The organism is Streptococcus sp. 9.1, from assembly GCF_016648815.1.
Lineage (GTDB): Bacteria > Bacillota > Bacilli > Lactobacillales > Streptococcaceae > Streptococcus > Streptococcus salivarius_E.
The window spans coordinates 74,400-95,290 of record NZ_JACLQS010000004.1 but is presented as its reverse complement, the minus strand read 5'-3'; the positions used below and the strand labels follow the sequence as shown (position 1 = coordinate 95,290).

The 20,891-nt window shown below is 40.4% G+C and carries 18 protein-coding genes and 1 riboswitch; of the genes, 3 read left to right on the top strand and 15 right to left on the bottom strand.

Features of this window, described 5'->3' with window-relative positions:
- Positions 1-23: 23 nt before the first annotated feature.
- The 9 genes from H7T93_RS04780 to pcrA all read right to left on the bottom strand — a co-directional run bounded on the left by H7T93_RS04780 (position 24) and on the right by pcrA (position 9,435).
- Positions 24-935 carry a bifunctional riboflavin kinase/FAD synthetase gene (locus tag H7T93_RS04780; RefSeq protein WP_201041639.1) on the bottom strand — a complete coding sequence of 304 codons (912 nt, stop codon included), beginning with the start codon at positions 933-935 and terminating at the stop codon, positions 24-26.
- A complete protein-coding gene (gene truB / locus H7T93_RS04775; RefSeq protein WP_004182518.1) occupies positions 932-1,813 on the bottom strand; it encodes a tRNA pseudouridine(55) synthase TruB in 882 nt (293 codons plus the stop codon). The genes H7T93_RS04780 and truB overlap by 4 nt, the downstream gene beginning before the upstream one ends.
- Positions 1,814-1,932: 119 nt before the next feature.
- On the bottom strand, positions 1,933-3,279 hold the full coding sequence (locus tag H7T93_RS04770) for a DUF438 domain-containing protein (RefSeq protein WP_004182517.1): 1,347 nt from the start codon (positions 3,277-3,279) through the stop codon (positions 1,933-1,935).
- Between the two features lies 1 nt (position 3,280).
- Positions 3,281-3,514, bottom strand: a complete 234-nt coding sequence (locus H7T93_RS04765; protein ID WP_004182516.1) for a DUF1858 domain-containing protein — start codon at positions 3,512-3,514, stop codon at positions 3,281-3,283.
- An 88-nt stretch (positions 3,515-3,602) separates the two neighbouring features.
- Positions 3,603-4,223, bottom strand: coding sequence for a restriction endonuclease subunit S (locus tag H7T93_RS04760; RefSeq protein ID WP_004182515.1), 621 nt, complete (start codon positions 4,221-4,223; stop codon positions 3,603-3,605).
- A 126-nt stretch (positions 4,224-4,349) separates the two neighbouring features.
- Complete coding sequence (tpx, locus tag H7T93_RS04755) at positions 4,350-4,844, bottom strand: thiol peroxidase (RefSeq protein WP_014634498.1); 495 nt, start codon at positions 4,842-4,844, stop codon at positions 4,350-4,352.
- 64 nt (positions 4,845-4,908) lie between these two features.
- Positions 4,909-5,664: an HAD hydrolase family protein gene (locus tag H7T93_RS04750; protein ID WP_129852232.1), complete on the bottom strand. Its 756-nt coding sequence runs from the start codon at positions 5,662-5,664 to the stop codon at positions 4,909-4,911.
- A gap of 60 nt (positions 5,665-5,724) precedes the next feature.
- Positions 5,725-7,005 (bottom strand): O-acetylhomoserine aminocarboxypropyltransferase/cysteine synthase family protein, encoded by a 1,281-nt coding sequence (locus H7T93_RS04745; protein ID WP_129852233.1) that lies wholly within the window; start codon positions 7,003-7,005, stop codon positions 5,725-5,727.
- 120 nt (positions 7,006-7,125) lie between these two features.
- On the bottom strand, positions 7,126-9,435 hold the full coding sequence (pcrA, locus tag H7T93_RS04740; RefSeq protein WP_201041638.1) for a DNA helicase PcrA: 2,310 nt from the start codon (positions 9,433-9,435) through the stop codon (positions 7,126-7,128).
- A 305-nt stretch (positions 9,436-9,740) separates the two neighbouring features.
- Positions 9,741-9,847, top strand: a riboswitch (glycine riboswitch).
- Between the two features lie 96 nt (positions 9,848-9,943).
- Here pcrA and H7T93_RS04735 point away from each other — a divergent pair.
- From H7T93_RS04735 to H7T93_RS04725, 3 genes are all read left to right on the top strand, one after another.
- Entirely contained in the window at positions 9,944-11,287 is a 1,344-nt protein-coding gene (locus H7T93_RS04735; protein WP_201041637.1) for an alanine/glycine:cation symporter family protein, read from the top strand.
- A gap of 127 nt (positions 11,288-11,414) precedes the next feature.
- The gene (gene mnmE / locus H7T93_RS04730; protein WP_175057602.1) at positions 11,415-12,785 is read left to right on the top strand and encodes a tRNA uridine-5-carboxymethylaminomethyl(34) synthesis GTPase MnmE; all 1,371 of its coding nucleotides are present in this window, start codon (positions 11,415-11,417) and stop codon (positions 12,783-12,785) included.
- Positions 12,786-12,961: 176 nt separating this feature from the next.
- A complete protein-coding gene (locus tag H7T93_RS04725; RefSeq protein ID WP_070577269.1) occupies positions 12,962-13,870 on the top strand; it encodes an AraC family transcriptional regulator in 909 nt (302 codons plus the stop codon).
- Positions 13,871-13,905: 35 nt separating this feature from the next.
- On the opposite strand, the gene nt5e is transcribed toward H7T93_RS04725, so the two are convergent.
- From nt5e to pyrF, 6 genes are all read right to left on the bottom strand, one after another.
- Positions 13,906-16,152: a cell surface ecto-5'-nucleotidase Nt5e gene (gene nt5e / locus H7T93_RS04720; protein ID WP_175057603.1), complete on the bottom strand. Its 2,247-nt coding sequence runs from the start codon at positions 16,150-16,152 to the stop codon at positions 13,906-13,908.
- 110 nt (positions 16,153-16,262) lie between these two features.
- Complete coding sequence (locus tag H7T93_RS04715; protein WP_002890981.1) at positions 16,263-16,916, bottom strand: amino acid ABC transporter permease; 654 nt, start codon at positions 16,914-16,916, stop codon at positions 16,263-16,265.
- A 58-nt stretch (positions 16,917-16,974) separates the two neighbouring features.
- On the bottom strand, positions 16,975-17,823 hold the full coding sequence (locus H7T93_RS04710) for a transporter substrate-binding domain-containing protein (RefSeq protein ID WP_145516869.1): 849 nt from the start codon (positions 17,821-17,823) through the stop codon (positions 16,975-16,977).
- Positions 17,824-17,932: 109 nt separating this feature from the next.
- Positions 17,933-19,384 (bottom strand): amidase, encoded by a 1,452-nt coding sequence (locus tag H7T93_RS04705; RefSeq protein WP_195519868.1) that lies wholly within the window; start codon positions 19,382-19,384, stop codon positions 17,933-17,935.
- Between the two features lie 85 nt (positions 19,385-19,469).
- Positions 19,470-20,099: an orotate phosphoribosyltransferase gene (pyrE, locus tag H7T93_RS04700; RefSeq protein WP_004182503.1), complete on the bottom strand. Its 630-nt coding sequence runs from the start codon at positions 20,097-20,099 to the stop codon at positions 19,470-19,472.
- Between the two features lie 93 nt (positions 20,100-20,192).
- On the bottom strand, positions 20,193-20,888 hold the full coding sequence (pyrF, locus tag H7T93_RS04695) for an orotidine-5'-phosphate decarboxylase (RefSeq protein ID WP_175057605.1): 696 nt from the start codon (positions 20,886-20,888) through the stop codon (positions 20,193-20,195).
- Between the last annotated feature and the right edge of the window lie 3 nt (positions 20,889-20,891).

Genomic DNA, 20,891 nt, shown 5'->3' with positions numbered 1-20,891 from the left:
TGATTAGTTTTGGCTACGCTTTCTTAAAATTTTTCCGCGATTTTTTTATCGGCCTCCAGTTGAGCGCAAAGTTCCTCTATATTATTGAACTTAATCATATCACGGATATAATCTAGCCAAAAAACTTCGATTGTTTTTCCATAAATATCGCCTTCGAAATTAAAGATATTGGCTTCAAGGCGGAGTTCTGTTCCCCCAAAGGTAACGTTTTTACCTAGGCTAGTCATGGAACGATAGCGTTTACCATCAATCACCACATCAGCAACATAGACGCCATCAGCAGGGAGAAAAGTTCTGTCGATTGGTGCAAAATTAGCAGTTGGAAAACCAATGGTACGCCCACGGGCATCACCATGTACCACGATGCCACGTGTCGAGAATTCGTGGCCAAGAAGTTTATTAGCTTCTTTAACCTTACCTTCCCGAATTAATTGGCGCACACGTGTTGATGAAATTTTTTCGCCACCACTCTGCTGCTCCTCAATCACATGGACGGTACCTGAAAAATTACGGGCAAGATAGTCCACATCTGTTCGATGATGTCCAAACTTGTAATCAAAGCCCACAACAACCTCTTGAGCTTTTAAACGATCAATATAACGAGCAATAAAGTCATCCGAACTCGTTCGGGCAAAATCACTATTGAAATCTGTTAAATAAAGCTGATCTGTTCCATAGGCTTCAAAAAGATCACAACGTCTCTTGGGTGCTGTGATATGAAGGAGGAGATCATCCGTATACCGTTGAAAAGTCAGTTGAGGACTTTCATTAAAGGTAAGGACTGCTACTTCAAGCTGTTTGTCGTCAGCAATCTGGCGCGCCTTATCAAAAAGGACCTTATGACCACGATGAAGCGCATCGAAATAGCCTAAGACAAGGACTGTATCCTTTTCCTGATGGATATCTTTATAATCGTTAATAGAAGTTATTTTCATTGACTTAATACTTTTCTAGGTTTATAAACTTGATTTCGCTTTTCCATGATGGCTAGAACTTTGTCTCCTAAAAAGGCCGCAACCAAGGGTTCTTGGCTATCAATAGCAATAAAGCGACCAAATGAGATTTCTTTAGCATCATCTTCAGTGACCTGTACTGCTGGCAGATCCTGAACACCAAATTCGATGGGAAGGAGGAAGGATGTATCCCCTGCTTCTACCATTTCTGAAATTTGAGAGAGAGTTAGTGCCTTATCTAAGGTTAAACCAGCTGAGGCTGTTCGACGAAGAGCAGACATATGACTCGCGTAGCCGAGTTTAGCACCCAAATCAACAGATAAGGTACGGACATAAGTTCCCTTGCTACAAGCAACACGGAAGCTGAATCTCGCAGTGTCGTTTTCTAGCTCGATGGGTGAGGTACGGACAAATTCGGTAATGGTCACTTGACGTTGTGGACGTTCTACTTCTTCTCCAGCGCGTGCGTACTCATAAAGTTTCTTTCCGTTGACCTTAACTGCTGAGTACATAGGGGGAATTTGTGTGATTTCTCCCTCAAAACTAGCCATTGCTTTGTCAACAGTTTCTTCATCTAGCTCAGTTACTGGGGTAGTTTGGACGATTTCTCCACCAGCATCCTCGGTAGTTGTCGAAAAGCCAATGGTAATTTCTCCCTCATAGACCTTCCCTGCTTCAGTCATATATTCAATGACACGAGTCGCTTTTCCAACTGCTATAGGTAGGACACCAGTAACATCTGGATCAAGGGTACCACCATGTCCAATTTTTTTCTCTTGTAATATTTTGCGTAGTTTAAATACAGCATCATGACTGGTCATTCCAGCCTCTTTTTTTAGATTAATAATTCCTGAAATCATACTTTTAATTATATCAAAAGCAATCCTAAAGAGCTAGGTAGAAACATAAAGAGGCAGAGAGCAAAGTCTCTAACCTCTTACGGATTATAGTCATAAGCAGTCGCAGGACTGCTAGCTTTTTAATCAATATCTCTTTTAAGATCGCTTTCTAGTTCAAAGAAAGGTTTAATATCTTGCACATACTCTAGGACACCTTGAAAGTCTCCCTTGTCATCTCTAACAGCTGCATAGGTAACATAGACGAATTTTCCTAAACGTTCAGATTTGAACCACATTGGAACTTGGTCACGCTCTCCACTTCTTAGTAATTCAAAGATTTTATTGACCTTATCAAGCACTTTGGGCGGATGACAAAGTTCAACGTTTCGTCCAATTTGGCTAGGTGTTCGTTTAAAAACCATTTCACTAGCAGGAACATTATCATTATAGTATTGGAAAATATCGTCTTTATTGACGAAAGTGATTTCCAAAGGGAGATGGTTAAGAATGAGATTGGCCTGCTCCACAGAAAGATAACCATTGCCAAAAGGTTGCGTTGTTTCTCTATCTACGACAGTTTCAGTTTTTGGTTTTGGGGTGAAGCTGATGGTAAATTGTCCTTCCGGGGTATCAATAATTCGGGTATTGCCCGTATGTTCGTCAGTGCTCAGACCAGACTGTTCTTGCAATGTCTCCGTATTGTCTTCCTCAAAACGCTCACGCTTAGGTTTCCAAACGGCTGTAGGTTTTATAATTGCATAGCCATAGGCATCACTTTCTTCGGCAATTGAAAGCCAATCATCCTGCGTGAAGGTTTCAAGCAGAATCATAAGTAAGATAGCTTCTTCCTTGAAAATCATAGCTTCAAATTCTTCTGAAAAAGCTTCGAAGGACTTTGAAAATTCTTCTAAATCAGCATCTGGAAGTTCTTTTAGTTTAGCTTCTGCCGCTCTAAAAAGTTTTCGGATGTCATCGTCTACACCCCACATAACCTTTGGAGGAGAATCATGACCATAACGCTCCATTATTGGAAAGAAGAGCTTTTCTTTACGTGTGTAATGGTTATGAAATTGTCCCAATAAAGACATCTGATGTCTAAGCCCATTGAGTAGGTCAGATTTGAAATCTTCATTTTCAGGCTTACTAATGTTTTCGATGATACGTCGAATACGTAGGATAGCTGAACGTAGGGCTAAATTCTCTTGTTTAAACACATAGACAGGGTGGCCCTCTTGATCAGCGTCCGCCACTTCCACATCTGCAATAGCTCCTTTAAAGAGGTTAGCGTGGACATTACAAAGGCTCATAACATCTTCAAAGGTAACTCCATCTTCAGAAGACATCAATTCATGCTCCATCATAGAGATTTCAAGGGCAGATACTCCCTTGAAGTGTTGATTGAAGCGCTCTTGAACACTCTCAGGACTGGCTCCCTGGTGTAAATCAAGGAGAATTTCTTTGAGTATTTGAATACGATTGTTTTCCATATTAGTCTCCGATGACATCATAACCATTGAATAGTAAGGTTTGCTTGATTTTATCTAGGGGAATATTAGCTAACTTGGAGCCAGCTTTTAGACTGGTTACCTTACCGACAGTATTTAGCATAGCTGGGTTAGACAAGGGCTTAAAACCAAGGTCAATCAGTAAATCCTTAACCTCTGGATGTTCTTTTATGATTGTTGCGACTGGTTGTGATAAATCTATGGTGTTGGTAGTCATAATGACCTCCTAATAACATATTTGCTACTACCATTATACACGAGAATAATAAAAAAAGACCAACAAATCCTAGTTTGCTGGCTTTTAGTTAATTTCCAAATAGAGCTTCTGTAACATTATTCTGAATATTTTCCCACTCTTGCTCTGCACGAACCATCTTACGGTGGAAATCGGCACGACCACGTAGATAGGCCGCAATTTGGTAATCTTGCTTAACAATTGGTATCTCAGGAATCTTAATGTCCAAGAGGTCAGCTGTTGATAAATTGAGGACAGCCTTTCCCTTATCAGCATAATCCAAATAGGCACGACCAATATCTGTCTCAAGAAAGAACTTGATGTAAAAACCACGAAGTTTTTCCTTAGGTCGTAATACTGTGATATTTGATGAGGCAACAACTTCACGCTTGCCCTGATCTTCGAAAACAGCAACTTTTTGAACAGTTCCCTTAGATGCAATAAGCACATCTCCATCTTCTAAGAGAAAGCGTAAAAGTTTGCGGCGTTCCTCAGAAAATGTTTTTAGGTCATCGTAAGCAATGCCGTTGGGTGTCATATCCGATAGATTAATGACAGCGAATTCGCCAGGTTCTGCCTTAGCAGGGACAGCTTTTCCTTTAAATTGATCGACAACATCGCCTAAACGAACAAGTTTGTCTGTATTAGCTTCGTAATCGATAATCATTTGAGGTCTTTCTTTTTCAGACATCGAATCTCCTTTTTATATTTTACTATCCGTATTGAGTATTGCTATACAATAATAGCAAGAAGCTAATACTTTTGCAAGTAAAAACTGTAAGAAAGGCAAAAAAAGAGACCGGAGCCCCTTTCCCTTTTATAAGCTTTTAACTGCTGCTACTGCCGCTTCATAGTTTGGATCAGTATTGATATTGTCTAAATATTCGACATAAGTAATCTTGTTGTCAGCGTCTGCCACTAATACTGCACGCGCTAACAAGTGCCATTCTTCAATAAGGACACCATAGTCTTTACCAAAACTATTATCATAGTAGTCAGAGAGCATGATGGCATTTTCAAGGCCCTCAGCACCACACCAACGAGCTTGTGCAAATGGTAGGTCCACTGAAATAGTAATAACGACAGTATCATCTAGTTCTGACAATTCCTTGTTAAAGGTACGCGTTTGAGTTGAACAAATACCAGTATCGATCGATGGAACAATAGAGATAACTTTTTTCTTTCCTTCGAATTCTGAAAGTGATTTTTTCGTCAAATCTGTTGCTGTCAAGTTAAAGTCACGCAAGGTATCTCCAACTTGAAGTTGTTTGTCTTCTGCTACTGTAACTGTTTTTCCAATAAATGTTGGCATGCTAGTCCTCCAATACTTTTTTTACTATTGTACTGCAAATAGAGCAAGAAGCCTAAGTATTTGTTTAGAACTTTTCAAACAGTAGTTTAATTTTTTCAGCAATCACTGTATTAATTGCAGGAATGACTTCATCCGAAAAGTCTTTCAGATAGGGATAATCGCCAACTTGCACACCATATATAGCATTTTTGAAAAGAGAAATATCATTTTGGTCATTTCCAAAAGCTACAAACTCTCTGCCAAAGTGGTTTAAAACAGTACTAGCCTTAGTCACACCTTTAGGATTAATGTATAGACACCTTTCGATATCGTGGTAAGTAAGGTCTAAACATCCCAGTTTGTTTAGGTTAAATATAAGATCTTCTCGTATATCCTCATGCTCTGCAAGTGGAATAACAGCTTTAATGGGCTTATTAAGTTCTTGGACAGGCAGAATACTTGCTTTGTTTAATGGGTCAACATTTGAAAGGAAAGGAATCTGATTAGGATTTTGTATAGCATAATTAAAGGTATCATCAATAAAATAAGGGAGATTATAGGTATCACAGTAGCTAACAATCGTCCTGAGAGCATGGGAAGGTATTGTGTATTGAGATACTAAATATTCATCTTGAAAGACTTCGCCACCGTTTAAGCCAACTACTGTCAGTTTTTTCAATTCTCCCTCCAAAATACTAAGACAGTCTCTGTAAGAGCTTGCTGTTGCAAAAATAATCTCATGACCGTATTTTGGTGCTGTTAAAAGAACCTCTTGTAGTTCTTTTGACATGGTCATACCATCAAAACATAGGGTTCCATCCAAATCAAAAACAAATTTCATAGGGATAGTATAACAAAAAACCAGCTCTATAGCTGGTTTGAATGTTTAGTATCAAAATACTTAGATTTTATCAAGGGCTAGTTTTAAATCTTCAATCAAATCATCTGAGTTTTCCAAACCAACTGAGATGCGAATTTGATTTGGAGTGACACCACAAGCTAGCAAATCTGCTTCTGCCAATTGTTGGTGAGTTGTTGTTGCAGGGTGAACTACCAAAGATTTTGCGTCAGCTACATTAGCTAGGTCAGAGAAAATCTCAAGGTTATCAATTACCGTACGCGCCTCATCTTGCCCACCTTTAACATGGAAAGTGAAAATAGAACCTGGTCCTTTAGGGAAGTATTTTTGTGCCAAGTCATAGTAAGGACTTGATGGCAATCCAGGATAGTTCACTTTTTCAACTTTTGGATGATTTTCCAAAAAGTCTACGATTTTTTTCGTATTTTCGACGTGACGTTCTACACGAAGTGAAAGTGTTTCAAGTCCTTGTAAGAGCAAGAAAGCATTGAAAGGTGCCAAAGCAGCCCCTGTGTCACGCAAGAGTTGTGTACGAAGGGCAGTGATAAATGCTGCTGGACCAACATCACGTGTATAGCTGATATTGTGGTAAGATGGGTCTTCGTCAACCAGCTGTGGGAATTTTCCTGAAGCTTCCCAGTCAAATTTACCAGAATCGACGATAAGGCCACCAATAGTTGTTCCATGTCCACCGATAAACTTAGTCGCAGAATGAACCACGATATCTACACCATGGGAGATAACATTGATGAGATATGGAGTCCCAAAAGTATTGTCAGCAACCAATGGAATTTTATGACTGTGAGCAATTTCAGCAATTTTTTCAAAATCAGGAATGTTGATAAGCGGATTACCCAAAGACTCAATCAAGACTAGTTTGGTATTATCTTTGATAGCAGCTTCAATTTCTTCAGGATTGTCAACATCCACAAAAGTTGTTGTGACACCATAGCGTGGAAGAGTTTCTTTTAAGAGATTAAATGTTCCACCGTAGAGGGTTGTCGCAGCAACAACATGATCGCCAGCATGTGCCAAACCAAGGACCGCATAGGTGATTGCAGCCATACCTGAAGCCGTAGCCAAGGCACCAACACCACCTTCGAGGGCTGCGATACGTTCTTCAAGTACTGCTACTGTTGGATTGGTAATACGTGTGTAAATATTACCGGGTTTTCTAAGGGCAAAGAGATCTTCACCTTCTTGAGCATCGTCAAAGACATATGAAGTCGTTTGGTAAATTGGAACCGCACGTGATTTTGTTTCCTTATCAGGTGTTTGTCCAGCGTGTAATTGTAAGGTTTCAAATGAAAATTCTCGTGACATATGGGTGTCCTCCAAAACAAAAGTTGCCTTCATTCTACACCCAGAACAGCTAGCTGTCTAATAGAAATTTTTTATCAATGTGATAGGGAGGGCTTATAAAAAGGACCTTTCGGTCCCTTTCTATTTCTTCTCAATAGGTGCTACGCTTGCTAAAACCTTTTTAAGTCCCACTTCTGGGAATTTTATCTTAAGTTCTTGTGTCTTGCCACTTCCAGTTACTTCTAGAACGGTACCATCTCCCCACTTCTTGTGGTGAGCGATATCTCCGATTTCCCAGTCAGTAGCTGAATTGCCAGAGTCTGAAGTCTTACCAAAAGGTAGTCCGCCAGTAGCTTTTGAAAATGGCTGAGCGCCAGTATGTCTTTGAGGTTGTGCATTTGCTTTTCTGGTCTGAAGCGCTTGTTGTAGACTCATGCCTTGACCAAATTGTGTAGGTTCTTCCTTTGTAAAACGAACACCAAATGATGAATTGGCTGGACGTGCTAGACCTTGATATTGTAATAAATCATCTGAAATTTCACGCAAGAAACGGCTAGGACGATTATAGCTAGTCTTACCAAAAAGCGTACGTGTATTAGCGTTGGTAAGGAAAAGAATCTCTTCAGCACGGGTAATACCTACGTAAGCTAAGCGACGCTCTTCTTCGAGTTCTTCTGGATCCTCTGAAGCACGAGACAAAGGGAAGACCCCCTCTTCCATACCAATAAGAAAGACAACTGGGAATTCAAGTCCTTTAGCAGCATGGAGAGTCATCAAGGTTACTTCTGCTGCTTCCATATCACCATCGTCCGTATCAGCAATCAAGGCTAGATCGTTCAAGAAACGGCCTAAACGGTCAATACCAGTCTCATCTTCCGTACCATCGGTGTTGGTTTCATCAAAATCCTTAGTAACAGACATGAATTCTTCAATATTTTCAATGCGTGCTTGACTTTCAAGTGTTTGTTGCATAGAAAGAGCATCCAGATAGCCAGACTTATCTAAGACAGCCTCTACCGCTTCAGTAATACTTAGCCCGTCTAGCTGGTCACGTAGATTCAGAATCATGTTAGCAAAATCGTAAACGCCCTGAGCTGCTTTCCCCTTGATCGGTGACAACATAATATTAGCTGATGCATCTAGGAGACTCATGTTTTGCTCATAGGCAAAGGTGCGAATCTTTTCAAGCGTACCAGGCCCAACTCCACGTTTAGGTTCATTAACCACACGTTCAAAGCTAATATTATCCGCAGGATTGGCAATCAAGTTCAAGTAAGAAATGACATCACGAATTTCTTTACGGCTGTAGAACTTGGTACCTCCGACCATGGTATAAGGAATATTAGACTTGAGCAAGGCTTCTTCAATGGTACGAGACTGAGCATTGGTACGGTAAAGTACAGCGAAATCCTTGAAGTTTTTACCTTCTTCACGAATAATGTTATCAATAGTTGAAGCGACAAAAACAGCTTCATCACGCTCGTCATTAGCACGGTAATAAACGATTTGTTCACCGTCGTCATTTTGAGTCCAAAGTTTCTTAGGACGGCGGTTTCGGTTGTTCTTGATAACTTCATTGGCTGCTTGGAGAATTTTCTTGGTTGAACGGTAGTTTTCTTCCAAGAGAACTACCTTGGCTTCAGGATAGTCCTTTTCAAAGTCAAGGATGTTCTGCATATCAGCCCCACGCCAACCGTAGATTGATTGGTCCGCATCACCTACGACACAGATATTCTTGAAGCGAGATGCCAAGAGTTTTACCAACTGATACTGAGCATGGTTGGTATCTTGGTACTCATCCACGTGAATGTACTGATAACGCTGCTGATAATAGGCGAGAACATCAGGATTTTTGTCAAAGAGACGTAAAGTCATCATAATCAAATCGTCAAAATCCATAGCTTCACTACGACGGAGCTCTTCCTGATAGGCCTTGTAACATTTAGCAACGATTTGGGTGTACATATCACCAGCCTGGTGCTCATAGGCCACTTCATCCAATAGATCATTTTTGGCGTTGGAAATGGTCCCTAAGATGGCACGTTCATTCCACTTCTTAGGATCTAGGTTCAGATTCTTGAGAATACGTTTCATCAAAGTACGTTGTTCACCAGGATCTACGATAGTAAAGTTTCGGTTGTAGCCAATATGGTCTGCTTCACGACGAAGGATTCGCACACACATACTATGGAAGGTTGCAATTAAGGTTTCTGAAGTTGCTGGATTTAAAGCCATAGCACGTTCACGCATCTCACGAGCGGCCTTATTGGTAAAGGTAATGGCTAGGATATTCCAGGGATTGATCATTTTCTCGTCAATGAGGTAGGCAATGCGGTGGGTAAGCACACGTGTCTTCCCAGATCCTGCACCAGCCATAATCAATAAAGGCCCCTCAGTCGTTTGGACGGCTTCGGCCTGTTTGTCATTCATACCAGTTAATAATGGGTTCATTATATTCTCCATTCTCAAAAATAAGCTCTACTATTTTATCATTTTTTAGATAAAAATGCAGACCCTATTCATAATGCAAATGAAATAACTTTAGAAAATAATTGTTTGTTTTTATTTGGAAGTACTTTGCTTAAGATTACTGATATTCCTAGCTTTTTCTAGCTTTAGAGGAAGACATTCTAAAGAATAATATTCGGATTTTTATAGTTTTGATGAAAATTAGTGTTGACACTGTTCGGTTTTTTCGATAAGATAGAATCACAATAAAATAAGAACCGAGTGATGTCATCAGGATGACTGGTGATTGACGGACTTCTGGAGAGATCTTGAAGCAGCCTTAGCTGTAAACAAGACACCGAAGGGGCAAGGGGTAACAACCGAAACTCTCAGGTAAAAGGACAGAAAGCATCGCAAGTTTTTTAACTTGTAGTAATAGCTTTGTATTCTCAGAGGTCTGGTTAAGCCAAACCTCTTTTTTGACGTCTCGGTTAAAGGAGATTGTAAATTTATGTTAGAATTTTTTACTACCATTGATGATTTTGTCTGGGGTCCACCCCTTCTAGTTCTTCTTGTAGGAACTGGGGTTTACCTTACAATTCGCCTTGGTCTTTTGCAAGTACTTCGTCTTCCTAAAGCTTTTAAACTTATCTTTGCTGAAGATAAAGGGGAAGGTGATATTTCTAGTTTTGCAGCCCTCGCAACTGCTCTCGCAGCAACTGTTGGTACAGGGAACATTGTCGGTGTAGCTACTGCCATTAAAACTGGTGGACCTGGTGCCCTTTTCTGGATGTGGATTGCCGCTTTCTTTGGTATGGCAACCAAATATTCCGAAGGTCTTTTGGCTATTAAATTCCGTACACTTGACGACCAAGGCAATGTATCTGGTGGTCCAATGTATTACATCACACACGGTTTTTCTGGGAAATGGCAAACAATTGCTAAACCTTTGGCCTACTTCTTTGCCTTTGCAGGTGTCCTAGTTGCATGGTTGGGGATTGGTACTTTCTCTCAAGTTAACTCAATCACCGCCTCACTTCAAAACAGCTTTGACTGGTCACCAAAAATCGTAAGTATCTTACTTGCTCTTATAACTGCTGCCATCATTTTTGGTGGTATCCAATCTATCTCTAAAGTTTCTGAAAAGGTCGTACCATTTATGGCTGGACTTTATATCCTAGCAGCTCTTGTGGTTATCTTTACAAACTTTAATCAACTTTTACCGGTCCTTGAAATGGTCTTCCAATCTGCCTTTACTGGTAAAGCTGCCGTAGGTGGTTTTGCTGGTGCAACAGTCATGGTCGCTATGCGACTTGGTATTGCGCGTGGTGTCTTCTCAAATGAGTCAGGTCTTGGATCAGCTCCTATCGCTGCCGCTGCCGCTAAGACCGAAGAACCTGTTGAACAAGGTTTGATTTCGATGACAGGTACTTTCATTGATACGATTATCATCTGTACGCTTACAGGTCTTGCTATCCTTGTAACTGGTCAATGGTCAGGTAGCCTAGAAGGTGCCCCAATGACACAGGCAGCCTTCTCATCTGTTTTCGGAACTTTTGGTGAAATTGCCTTAACACTTTCTTTAGTTCTCTTTGCCTTTACAACAATCTTGGGTTGGTCTTACTACGGTGAACGTTGTTTCGAATTCATTTTCAAATCAACTAAATTCCTTCCACTCTACCGCCTCATTTTTGTGGTTATGGTTGCTCTTGGTGGTTACCTCACACTTGATGTTGTTTGGAAAATTGCGGATATCGTAAACGGCTTGATGGCATTGCCTAACTTGATTGCCCTCCTAGTCCTTTCACCAATCATCATTAAAGAAACCAAATCATACTTTGAACGCCACAAATAAACAAAAAGAGCTCAGGCTCTTTTTTCTTGGCTTTATCAGCACCAATCCTTGCGACTACTGCTCTTTTGCGTTACAATGAAATTAAATCATTTTAAAACTTATACAGAAAAAATCCAAAGGAATAACTATGTCAATTACCAAAGAATTTGATACGATTACTGCCATTTCAACGCCCTTAGGTGAAGGTGCTATCGGTATCGTTCGCTTATCTGGAACCGATGCTATTGCTATTGCTAATAAAGTTTTCAAAGGAAAAAATCTAGAATCAGTTACTTCACATACTATCAATTACGGCCATATTGTCGAAAATGAGGAAACCATTGATGAAGTCATGGTAAGTGTTATGCGTGCGCCAAAGACCTTTACGCGTGAGGATGTCGTGGAGATCAACACTCACGGTGGGGTTGCTGTGACTAATGAAATCCTCCAACTCCTTATTCGTTCTGGAGCTCGTATGGCTGAACCTGGAGAATTTACCAAACGTGCCTTTTTGAATGGTCGTGTGGACTTGACTCAGGCTGAAGCTGTCATGGATTTGATTCGTGCTAAGACTGATAAGGCTATGGCCGTTGCCGTCTCTCAACTTGATGGGTCGCTCAAGAATCTCATTAATAACACTCGTCAAGAAATCCTTAACACCTTGGCTCAAGTCGAAGTTAATATTGATTACCCAGAATATGATGATGTTGAAGAAGTTACCACAGCTCTTGTCCGTGAAAAAACACAAGAGTTCCAAGCACTTTTAGAAAATCTTCTTGCCACTGCTAAACGAGGAAAAATCCTACGAGAAGGCCTTTCAACGGCAATCATTGGTCGTCCAAATGTCGGAAAATCTAGTCTTCTTAACAATCTCCTACGCGAGGAGAAAGCTATCGTAACAGACATTGAAGGTACCACCCGTGATGTCATTGAAGAATACGTTAATATCAAGGGTGTTCCACTTAAGTTAATCGATACCGCTGGTATTCGAGACACAAATGATGTGGTTGAAAAGATTGGTGTTGAGCGTTCCAAGAAAGCTCTCGAAGAGGCTGACCTGGTTCTCCTTGTGCTTAATAGCTCTGAACCGTTAACAGAGCAAGACCGTACATTATTAGAAATCAGTCAAAATAGCAATCGCATCATTCTTCTAAATAAGACAGACCTACCACAAGCAATCCAAATGGAAGAGCTTCCCGAAGATGTCATTCCAATTTCAGTCCTCAAGAATGAAAATATTGACAAAATCGAAAATCGCATCAATCAGCTCTTCTTTGATAATGCTGGCCTAGTGGAGAAAGATGCTACTTATCTCTCAAATGCTCGTCATATTTCACTCATTGAAAAAGCTCTCGAAAGTCTTGAAGCAGTCAATCAAGGTCTTGAATTAGGCATGCCTGTTGACCTCTTACAGGTTGATATGACACGCACCTGGGAAGTTTTAGGAGAAATTACTGGTGACGCCGCCCCAGATGAACTCATTACACAACTCTTTAGTCAGTTCTGCCTAGGAAAATAAACATAACTAAATTTATGTAAAAAAGATGCTTAGTCATCTTTTTATTTTGCATACTTAAATACAGAAATAAAATTATGTAATCCAAAAAACTACCAATACTATAAGACGATTAACTCATGCTTTTTAAGAAAGAAAATGCTATTATGGTATTATCCTATGATTTTGAAAGGTTAATCATGAGTCAAGCAGCTACTGATACTGATTTTAAACATTTGATAGATTTTGATGATAACCTGCTTCCTTTTCGACTGGAGGAAACTATGGTCGAAAATGGACGCCCTGATATTCTATTTCATTGGCATCCTGAGCTTGAAATACAGTACGTTTATGAGGGGACAGCTCGCTATCATATTGATTATGACTATTTTGACAGTCAGGCTGGAGATATTTTTTTGATATGTCCTAATGAGCTTCATTCGATTCATCCCATAGATAATCAGTCTCATCATACTGATACTCTTCATTTTCATTTGGATATGTTGGGACAGTCTCTGGTGGATCTGCTTAGTCTCCGTTATCTTCAGCCCTTACAGAATTCCAATTTTAAGTTTAAACAATGTCTAAGACCGTCAGACGAGGGTTATACAGAAATTAAAGCTCTTCTTTTTGAGATTTTTAAGATGATTCGTCAGAAAGATCGTCACTATGAACTTCTTCTCAAGTCAAAACTAGAGGAATTAATCTATCTCTTCTACTTCTATCGCTTGGTAGAGCGAAAGACTTCTGATGATCATTATCGTAAGAATGAAAAAATTCGGGAAATTATTGATTACATTAACCAGCATTATGCTGAAAATCTCACTATTGATAAGTTGTCATTGCTTATGGGGTATAGTAAGACTCACTTTATGACGATTTTTAAGCAACAAACTGGTACCTCTTGTACCGAATTTATCATTCAAGCAAGACTTAATGCTGCTTGCGAAGAGCTCCGTAATAGTGTTAAACCAGTTTTGGAAATTGCTACTGATGTTGGTTTTAACAATTTATCAAATTTCAACCGTCAATTTAAACACTATTACGACCAAACACCAAGTCAGTATCGAAAAACACATAGCAACAACAAGAAAACAAAAAAGAGTTAGCCAAATGGTTAACTCTTTTTTTATCTGCAAACTTCTTAGTATTTCTCTTTACCTTTGTGTTTTCCACTAAGTCCAAAGAGAGTTAGCAACATACCGAGTCCGAGGAGTCCAGCGTGTGAGGCCTTATCACCTGTTGTAGGAAGAACTTCAGTTTGAGCAGAAGCTTCTGCCACTTTTTCTGTTTCTTTAAGTGCTTCGTTTCTTGTTGAAACGAAGAATACTTTACCATTAGGTGTCGTTACTACTTTAGATACAACTGGTTTAGTTGTTTTAAGGTCTTCAGCAAGGCTAGATGGCGTAACAGGACTCAATGGATTAAGTGTAGGGTCTTCTGCATTTTCTTTTTTGTTCAAGGCAGCAAAGTCAGCACTTGAAATAGAAATGGTACGTGAGTTTGGATTGATAACTGCATACTTAGAAAGGTCTGCATGTGTCAAGTAATCCGCAAAGACGGTATCCATTGAAGGACCTTCTTCACGAGGACCACCAAGCATTGTGAAGCCATCACCACCAGCAGCCAAGAAGTCATTCGTTACAAGGTAGTAAGTTTCATTAGTGTTGAGTGGTTTATAGGTACCAGTTTCTGGATCAAAAATGTCAATTGACAAGATACGTTTTTCTGCTGGAAGTGTTGTGTCATAATAAACACGAGCTCCTGATACTTGAAGGAAACCGCCAGATGGTTCAAGAAGTGGTTGACCATTTTCATCTAGAACAGTTTTACCACTTTCGTCAACTTGGAGAATAGAACCAAGAGATTTGACAAACATATCATGGATATTTTGACCTGTCACTTGAATTTGAGCAACTGAGTTACCAAATGGAAGAACGGCAATGATATCACCTTTAGTGATTGGTTTGTCTTTGGCAATTGTTTCACGAAGACCACCACCGTTTGTTACGGCAAGGTTAGACTTGTGTGTGAAGGCTGATTGTCCGTAATCTAAGAGAGAATCAGCGACAACATTACCAAGGTTAGTTTCGCGAACACGAACATCCATACGGTCACCACTAAGTTTAACTGGACTATTTTCGATAACTACTTTCGAAGAATCTGCCTTGTACTTAGCTTGAATGTCATCAATCATAGTTTTAACTGTTGGGTTAACTTGATAATTCTTCTTAGCTTCGTCGTGTGAAATCACGCCATGTGACAAGATACGGTCAGAATTATAAACGACGCGGCCGACATTGTTAAGGTAGCTACCAGTTTGGTTGTAAGTGACATTATCGCCGTATGTCGCTGTGTGAAGGGTGTGTGAGTGACCATCAAGGACAAGAACACGTTTTCCTTTCAAAGGGGCATAGTTTGAAAGAGCTTCTGCCAATGTTGATCCACGCCATTCAACTGGAGTTGTTGTATCTATACCCAAGTGACTAAGGACAATATAAGTCTTGTATTCCTTACCTTCAGCACGAGCATTTGATTCCACTTGGTCAACAACAGCTTTAACCTCAGTAATAGGATCGGTGAAAGAGACACCAGTGATATTACGTGGGTGTGTCTTAGTAGCTGTCTCTGGTGTAGTAACACCAATAACAACTACTTCATCTCCATCAACACCAGGTGTTTTGTCAACGATTGTAGATGGTTGGAAAAGACGTACGCCGTCCACATAAACGTTAGATGTGATGATTGGGAAATTGATTTGTTTGCTCAAACGACGCAATTGGTCAAGACCAAAATCGAACTCATGGTTACCCACTGTCATGGCATCAAAACCAACAGCATTCATGACGCTTGCCATGTCCTCACCCTTAGAGCTGTTTGAGATTGGAAGACCTTGGAATGAGTCCCCAGAGTCAAAGACAAGGGTTGTTCCTTTTGAACGAGAATCATTGACGATACCAGACAAAAGGGCATCACCAATAACTCCGTTACGATCATCTTCAACCATACGACCATGAACATCGTTGGTGTGAAGAACAGTTACAGTGTCGTTGCTGGCACTTGTGCTAGCATTTGTCACGACTTCTGTTGTAGGAGTTGCGGCTGCAGTTGCTGTTTCACTGGCTGTGGCAACTGGTGTTTCGCTTGTTTCAGCTGTTGAAGCAGTAACAACTGATGTTGAACTAGCTACTGGAGCTGCAGACTCGCTTGATGCAGTTGTTGCTGCAGTAGATGTCGCATTGGTAATTGCCTCTGTAGCTACTACTTCAGTGCTTGGTGCTGTTACAGCTGCATGAGTTTCTACCTCGTCAGCTTGGACAGCATTAGCCAAGATGGCAGTTGAGACGAGTAGGGTTGATAGTGTCGTTGCAACGACTGTTTTCTTCTTCATTCCAAAAGACCTTTCTGATTTTTAAATCGCTTTTATTATACCACATTTATAAGATTAGAATTAAATAAATTTCAATATTTCATTAGATATTCAAACAATTTTTTCAAAAATCAATAAGTAGCTAAACGTTTTTCAAGATAGCCTTCAAGCAGTTCTAAAGTAAAGCTCAAAGTCCAGTAAATAAGGGCGATTAGGATATACATAGACATGTAGTCATACTCACGCCCACCGATAATCTTAGCATTTTGGAAAATGTCAGGCACTGTAATCATAGCAGCCAATGAGGAACTCTTAACCATATCAATAATAACATTACCAAGAGGAGCTACTGCTATACGCATAGCCTGAGGTAAGATAATCCGACGGATAATAGACTTCTGAGGAAGACCAAGAGAGCGAGCTGCTTCCCACTGTCCCTTATCTACGGCAACTATGGATGAACGGAAAATCTCTGCCATATAAGCGGCACTAACACAGGAGAAGCCAATAAAGGCACAAAGAAGGGCAGGTAGCTGAACACCAACATAAGGCAAACCAAAGTAAAGAATGAAGAGCACGACCAACATAGGAACCCCACGCATGATGGAAATATAAATACGTGCTGGATACTTTAACCAAGGCTTTTGTGACATTCGCATGAAGGCAAGGATGATAGCAAAAACATTCCCAACCATAAAGCTTAAAAGCGAGATTCCTAAGGTATAAGGCAGACCTGATAGGACATAAGGAATGCTTTTTAGAATCAGTGAAAAATCAATAATCATAAGTCTAACTTTCTAAACATTTCTTTAGCAAATAAGCGATCCAATTGGATCGCTCATATTATTCAACATCAGAGATATCAATCTCAGTATAGTCAACTTTTGTTTTCTTTGTAACGTCTTGACCAGCAAAGAATTTCTCTGAAATCTTGGTAAGGGTACCATCTTTCTTCATATCTTTGATAGCTTTATTAACTTTTTCTTGAAGAGTTTTATTCTTCAATGACAAAGTAAAGCTTGTTGAGTAAGGGTTACTGTAGATACCGTCGTTGATCTTAACTGGGTACTTGTCTTTGATAGCGGCTACTGCCATCTTTTGCAAATAGTAATCGTTGACGATAACGTCTGTACGCCCATTTACCAAGTCTTGCATGTAAACGTCATTGGTAACATTATCATATACGACGAGTTCAGCACCCATTTTTTTGGCAATCTTCATGTACTTTGTACTTGCAGCACCGGCTGCCTTTTTGCCTTTGAGATCATTCCATGAAGAGATTCCAGAATTATCCGATTCACGAACGACCATTGAAGTGAAGGAATACTTGTATGGTTCAGAACGTAAGAATTTTTTAACATTCTTGTTGTCGTCTTCAAGTGAGTAGTTAGCGATATCGACTTGCCCACTATTTACAGCAGTAAGCATGCCATCTACACCCATCTCAGTGAATTCAATTTTCAACTTAAGACGTTTTCCAACTTCTTTGAGAATCTCAACGTCATAACCAGTCAAATTATTCTTATCATCGTGGTAGGTTTGTGGGTAAAGTGTTCCAGCAGTCGCAACCTTGATGCTCCCACGTTTCTCAATCTTTTCCCAGTTCTTCTCACCTGTACTCTGTGACGAGCATGCAACCAAAAAGACCGCAGCCAAGATTAGGCTAAAAACGGCGAAAAATCTCTTTTTCATCTATATATGTCTCCTTAAAACAAATAATGAAGTTAAGTTAAAAACTTATAATCTTAGACTACACTATTTGAAAGGGTTTTACAAAAATTTGAACCGAGAATGAGTATACCTAACTAAAAACCGAATCTTCTTCCAATTGTTGGGCCAGGTGTAAGAGGAGGTCTTCTCTTCCCTTGGCGGCTGTCAGTTGAACACCAAGGGACAGCCCTTGCCCATCACGATAAACAGGTAAAGAAATCGATGGTTGTCCCGTCAGGTTAGCTTGTTGAGTGAAAGGCGTCCAATCTAAACTATTCGCAAACATATCCCAAATAAGTTCTTGTTGCTTTGGCCAATCAAACTCAGACATATGCTTGAGTTGGTTCTGTAGGCTTTCAGAGAGGGCAAACTGCCCATGCTTAGGTGCCACATCCGCAACTGTAGGAGTCAGAAGAATATCGTAAGATTCATGAAAATTCGCCATCTGATGGCTATACTGGTCCCACTGAGTTAGGACTTTAGAGTAAACTTTGGCAGGAATCTTTTGACCAGATTGGAAAATAGCCCAAGTCATCAACTCCATATCTTCAAGCGTCATCTGACGTCCCAAACCAGCCTTTATACCATCAAACATGGCAGCCGTCTCAACACTATTCATAATGTAGTAAGACTGCATAGCTTCAATCCCATTCAAGGGCTGATAGGTGATTTCATGGACATGATGTCCTAGACTTTCTAATGCTCTAGCAGCCTTTTTTGTCGCCGCAATAGCAGATTCTGATACCTTACCACCGATAGGAGATACAGTCAAAAAAGCAATCTTCAAAGGTCTGACTGGTTGGTCTAAAGAATCTTTGCTGAGCTTTGGCAAGATAAATGGACTTTCCATCTGACACGTCTGCATATGATAAAGCAAGCGTTTTGTATCTCGAACAGACTTAGTCAAAGCAAACTGGACAGAGGCTCCCTGCCATCCACGAAACGAACCAGGACCGACTGGAATTCGTCCTCTGGTAGGCTTGAGACCGATTAGGCCGTTAAAGGAAGCTGGAATTCGAATAGAGCCCCCACCGTCACTAGCTGGGGCCAAAGGAGAAATGCCAGAGCTCACAAGAGCAGCCGCACCGCCACTTGAGCCACCAGCATTACGCCTCGCATCATCAGGTAGATTGACAGGACCGTGAACCTGAGCATCACTAATATTTTTGAAGCCAAACTCAGGAGTGCTAGAACGTCCTATAATAATAAAGCCCAATTCCTCAAGTTTCTTAACATAATTATCCGTTTCCTTAGCCCGATAACTTGTAAATAGGCGAGAACCCGCTGTTGACGGCTCACCAGCTTGCTCCTGCCCCAAATCCTTTAGGAAAATTGGGACACCAGCAAAAGGTTTATCTGAAAAGTCTCTAGTTTCTGCTTCTTCTAAAGCTTTCTCGTAACGTTGACTGACGATAGCATTGATTTTAGTATTCGTCCTCTCCGCTTCACTTATAGTATCCTTTACTAGTTCTCGGGGACTGACCGTCTTATTTCGCAAGGCCTCAGCCATTGCCGTTGCATCTGACCACTCATTTACTGACATCTTATATTCTCCCTGCTTCTATTATTTCCTAAATTATACTAAAAAAAGCGAAACGCCTGAAACGTTCCGCCTTCAATCATGATATTTAGTCTTGCCAAGTTTCTTGGTTTTCTTTAAATTTTTTCAAGAGTTGAAGTCCGTCTGCTGTGATGTAGCCTTGCACTTTAGCCACTTTGATTAACTCAGTGTAATTTGAAAGAGTAACCAATTTCACACCAGCATCAGCAAAGTTTTTCTCAGCTTTTGGCAATTCGTAAGTGAAGATAGCCACAACTCCGATAACATCAGCCCCTTCACGCTCTGCAGCTGCTACAGCATCAAGTACTGATCCACCAGTTGAAATCAAATCTTCAACAACAACCATTTTTTCGCCTTTAACCACACGACCTTCGATTTGGTTACCAGCACCGTGATCTTTTGGTTTGCTACGGATATAGGCAAATGGAAGGTTCATCTTGTCAGCGATGATAGCACCGTGAGGAATACCCGCAGTTGCAGTACCAGCAATCACTTCTACTTCAGGAAATTCTTCCTTAATTTTTTCCACAAAACCATTTTCGATAAGTGTACGAGTTTCTGGGTAAGACAAAGTAATACGGTTGTCTGTGTAGATTGGTGATTTGATTCCTGATGCCCATGTAAATGGTTCTTCAGGTTTAAGGTAAACAGCCTTGATATCAAGCAAGTCAGATGCGATTTGTGATGCTAATGTCATAATTATTATCCTCCGTAAAGCGTTTTCTACTCTTTCTCTTTATTATAACCTAATTCAATCTATTTTCCTATGAAATAAGGTCTTTTTGAAAATTTATTGACCGTTCCATTGAGCCTTGATGTCGTGATAAGCTGCTACTGGATCATCAGCTTGTGTAATTGGACGACCAACAACAATGTAATCTGAACCAATTTGACGCGCATCGGCAGGTGTCATGACACGTTTTTGGTCACCAACCGCTGCTCCTGCTGGACGAATACCAGGTGTCAAACAAACGAAATCTTCATTTGTTGCGTCTTTGATTTTTGCGACTTCGTGTGCTGAGCAAACAACACCATCAAGACCTGCTTCAGCAGTCTTCTTAGCATAATGAACCACTGATTCTTGAAGTGTCGTTTGGATATTTTGGAAATCACGCATCTGCTCTTCAGAGGTAGAGGTCAACTGAGTTACAGCAATCAAGATTGGACCTTCACCCAAGCCTTCACGCGCAGCCTTCATCATTTCCACACCACCAGCCGCATGCACATTTGTCATATCAACACCAAGGTTAGACAAAACACGCATTGCAGATTTGACAGTATTTGGAATATCGTGAAGCTTAAGGTCAAGGAAAACACTATGGCCAAGATCTTTAACATAGCGAACAATCTCTGGACCAGCCGCATAGTAAAGTTCCATACCAATCTTCACATAGAGCTTTTCATCAGCAGGAAACTTAGCAAGGAATGCCTTCACATCCTCAAAAGTCGGGAAATCAAGGGCAATAACAGGACGATTTTCTCTCATTTC

Excerpts from the sequence above, each read along its gene's own strand:
- H7T93_RS04780 (WP_201041639.1), bottom strand. The coding sequence starts at position 935 with ATGAAAATAACTTCTATTAACGATTATAAAGATATCCATCAGGAAAAG.
- truB (WP_004182518.1), bottom strand. The coding sequence starts at position 1,813 with ATGATTTCAGGAATTATTAATCTAAAAAAAGAGGCTGGAATGACCAGT.
- H7T93_RS04770 (WP_004182517.1), bottom strand. The coding sequence starts at position 3,279 with ATGGAAAACAATCGTATTCAAATACTCAAAGAAATTCTCCTTGATTTA.
- H7T93_RS04765 (WP_004182516.1), bottom strand. The coding sequence starts at position 3,514 with ATGACTACCAACACCATAGATTTATCACAACCAGTCGCAACAATCATA.
- H7T93_RS04760 (WP_004182515.1), bottom strand. The coding sequence starts at position 4,223 with ATGTCTGAAAAAGAAAGACCTCAAATGATTATCGATTACGAAGCTAAT.
- tpx (WP_014634498.1), bottom strand. The coding sequence starts at position 4,844 with ATGCCAACATTTATTGGAAAAACAGTTACAGTAGCAGAAGACAAACAA.
- H7T93_RS04750 (WP_129852232.1), bottom strand. The coding sequence starts at position 5,664 with ATGAAATTTGTTTTTGATTTGGATGGAACCCTATGTTTTGATGGTATG.
- H7T93_RS04745 (WP_129852233.1), bottom strand. The coding sequence starts at position 7,005 with ATGTCACGAGAATTTTCATTTGAAACCTTACAATTACACGCTGGACAA.
- pcrA (WP_201041638.1), bottom strand. The coding sequence starts at position 9,435 with ATGAACCCATTATTAACTGGTATGAATGACAAACAGGCCGAAGCCGTC.
- H7T93_RS04735 (WP_201041637.1), top strand. The coding sequence starts at position 9,944 with ATGTTAGAATTTTTTACTACCATTGATGATTTTGTCTGGGGTCCACCC.
- mnmE (WP_175057602.1), top strand. The coding sequence starts at position 11,415 with ATGTCAATTACCAAAGAATTTGATACGATTACTGCCATTTCAACGCCC.
- H7T93_RS04725 (WP_070577269.1), top strand. The coding sequence starts at position 12,962 with ATGAGTCAAGCAGCTACTGATACTGATTTTAAACATTTGATAGATTTT.
- nt5e (WP_175057603.1), bottom strand. The coding sequence starts at position 16,152 with ATGAAGAAGAAAACAGTCGTTGCAACGACACTATCAACCCTACTCGTC.
- H7T93_RS04715 (WP_002890981.1), bottom strand. The coding sequence starts at position 16,916 with ATGATTATTGATTTTTCACTGATTCTAAAAAGCATTCCTTATGTCCTA.
- H7T93_RS04710 (WP_145516869.1), bottom strand. The coding sequence starts at position 17,823 with ATGAAAAAGAGATTTTTCGCCGTTTTTAGCCTAATCTTGGCTGCGGTC.
- H7T93_RS04705 (WP_195519868.1), bottom strand. The coding sequence starts at position 19,384 with ATGTCAGTAAATGAGTGGTCAGATGCAACGGCAATGGCTGAGGCCTTG.
- pyrE (WP_004182503.1), bottom strand. The coding sequence starts at position 20,099 with ATGACATTAGCATCACAAATCGCATCTGACTTGCTTGATATCAAGGCT.
- pyrF (WP_175057605.1), bottom strand. The coding sequence starts at position 20,888 with ATGAGAGAAAATCGTCCTGTTATTGCCCTTGATTTCCCGACTTTTGAG.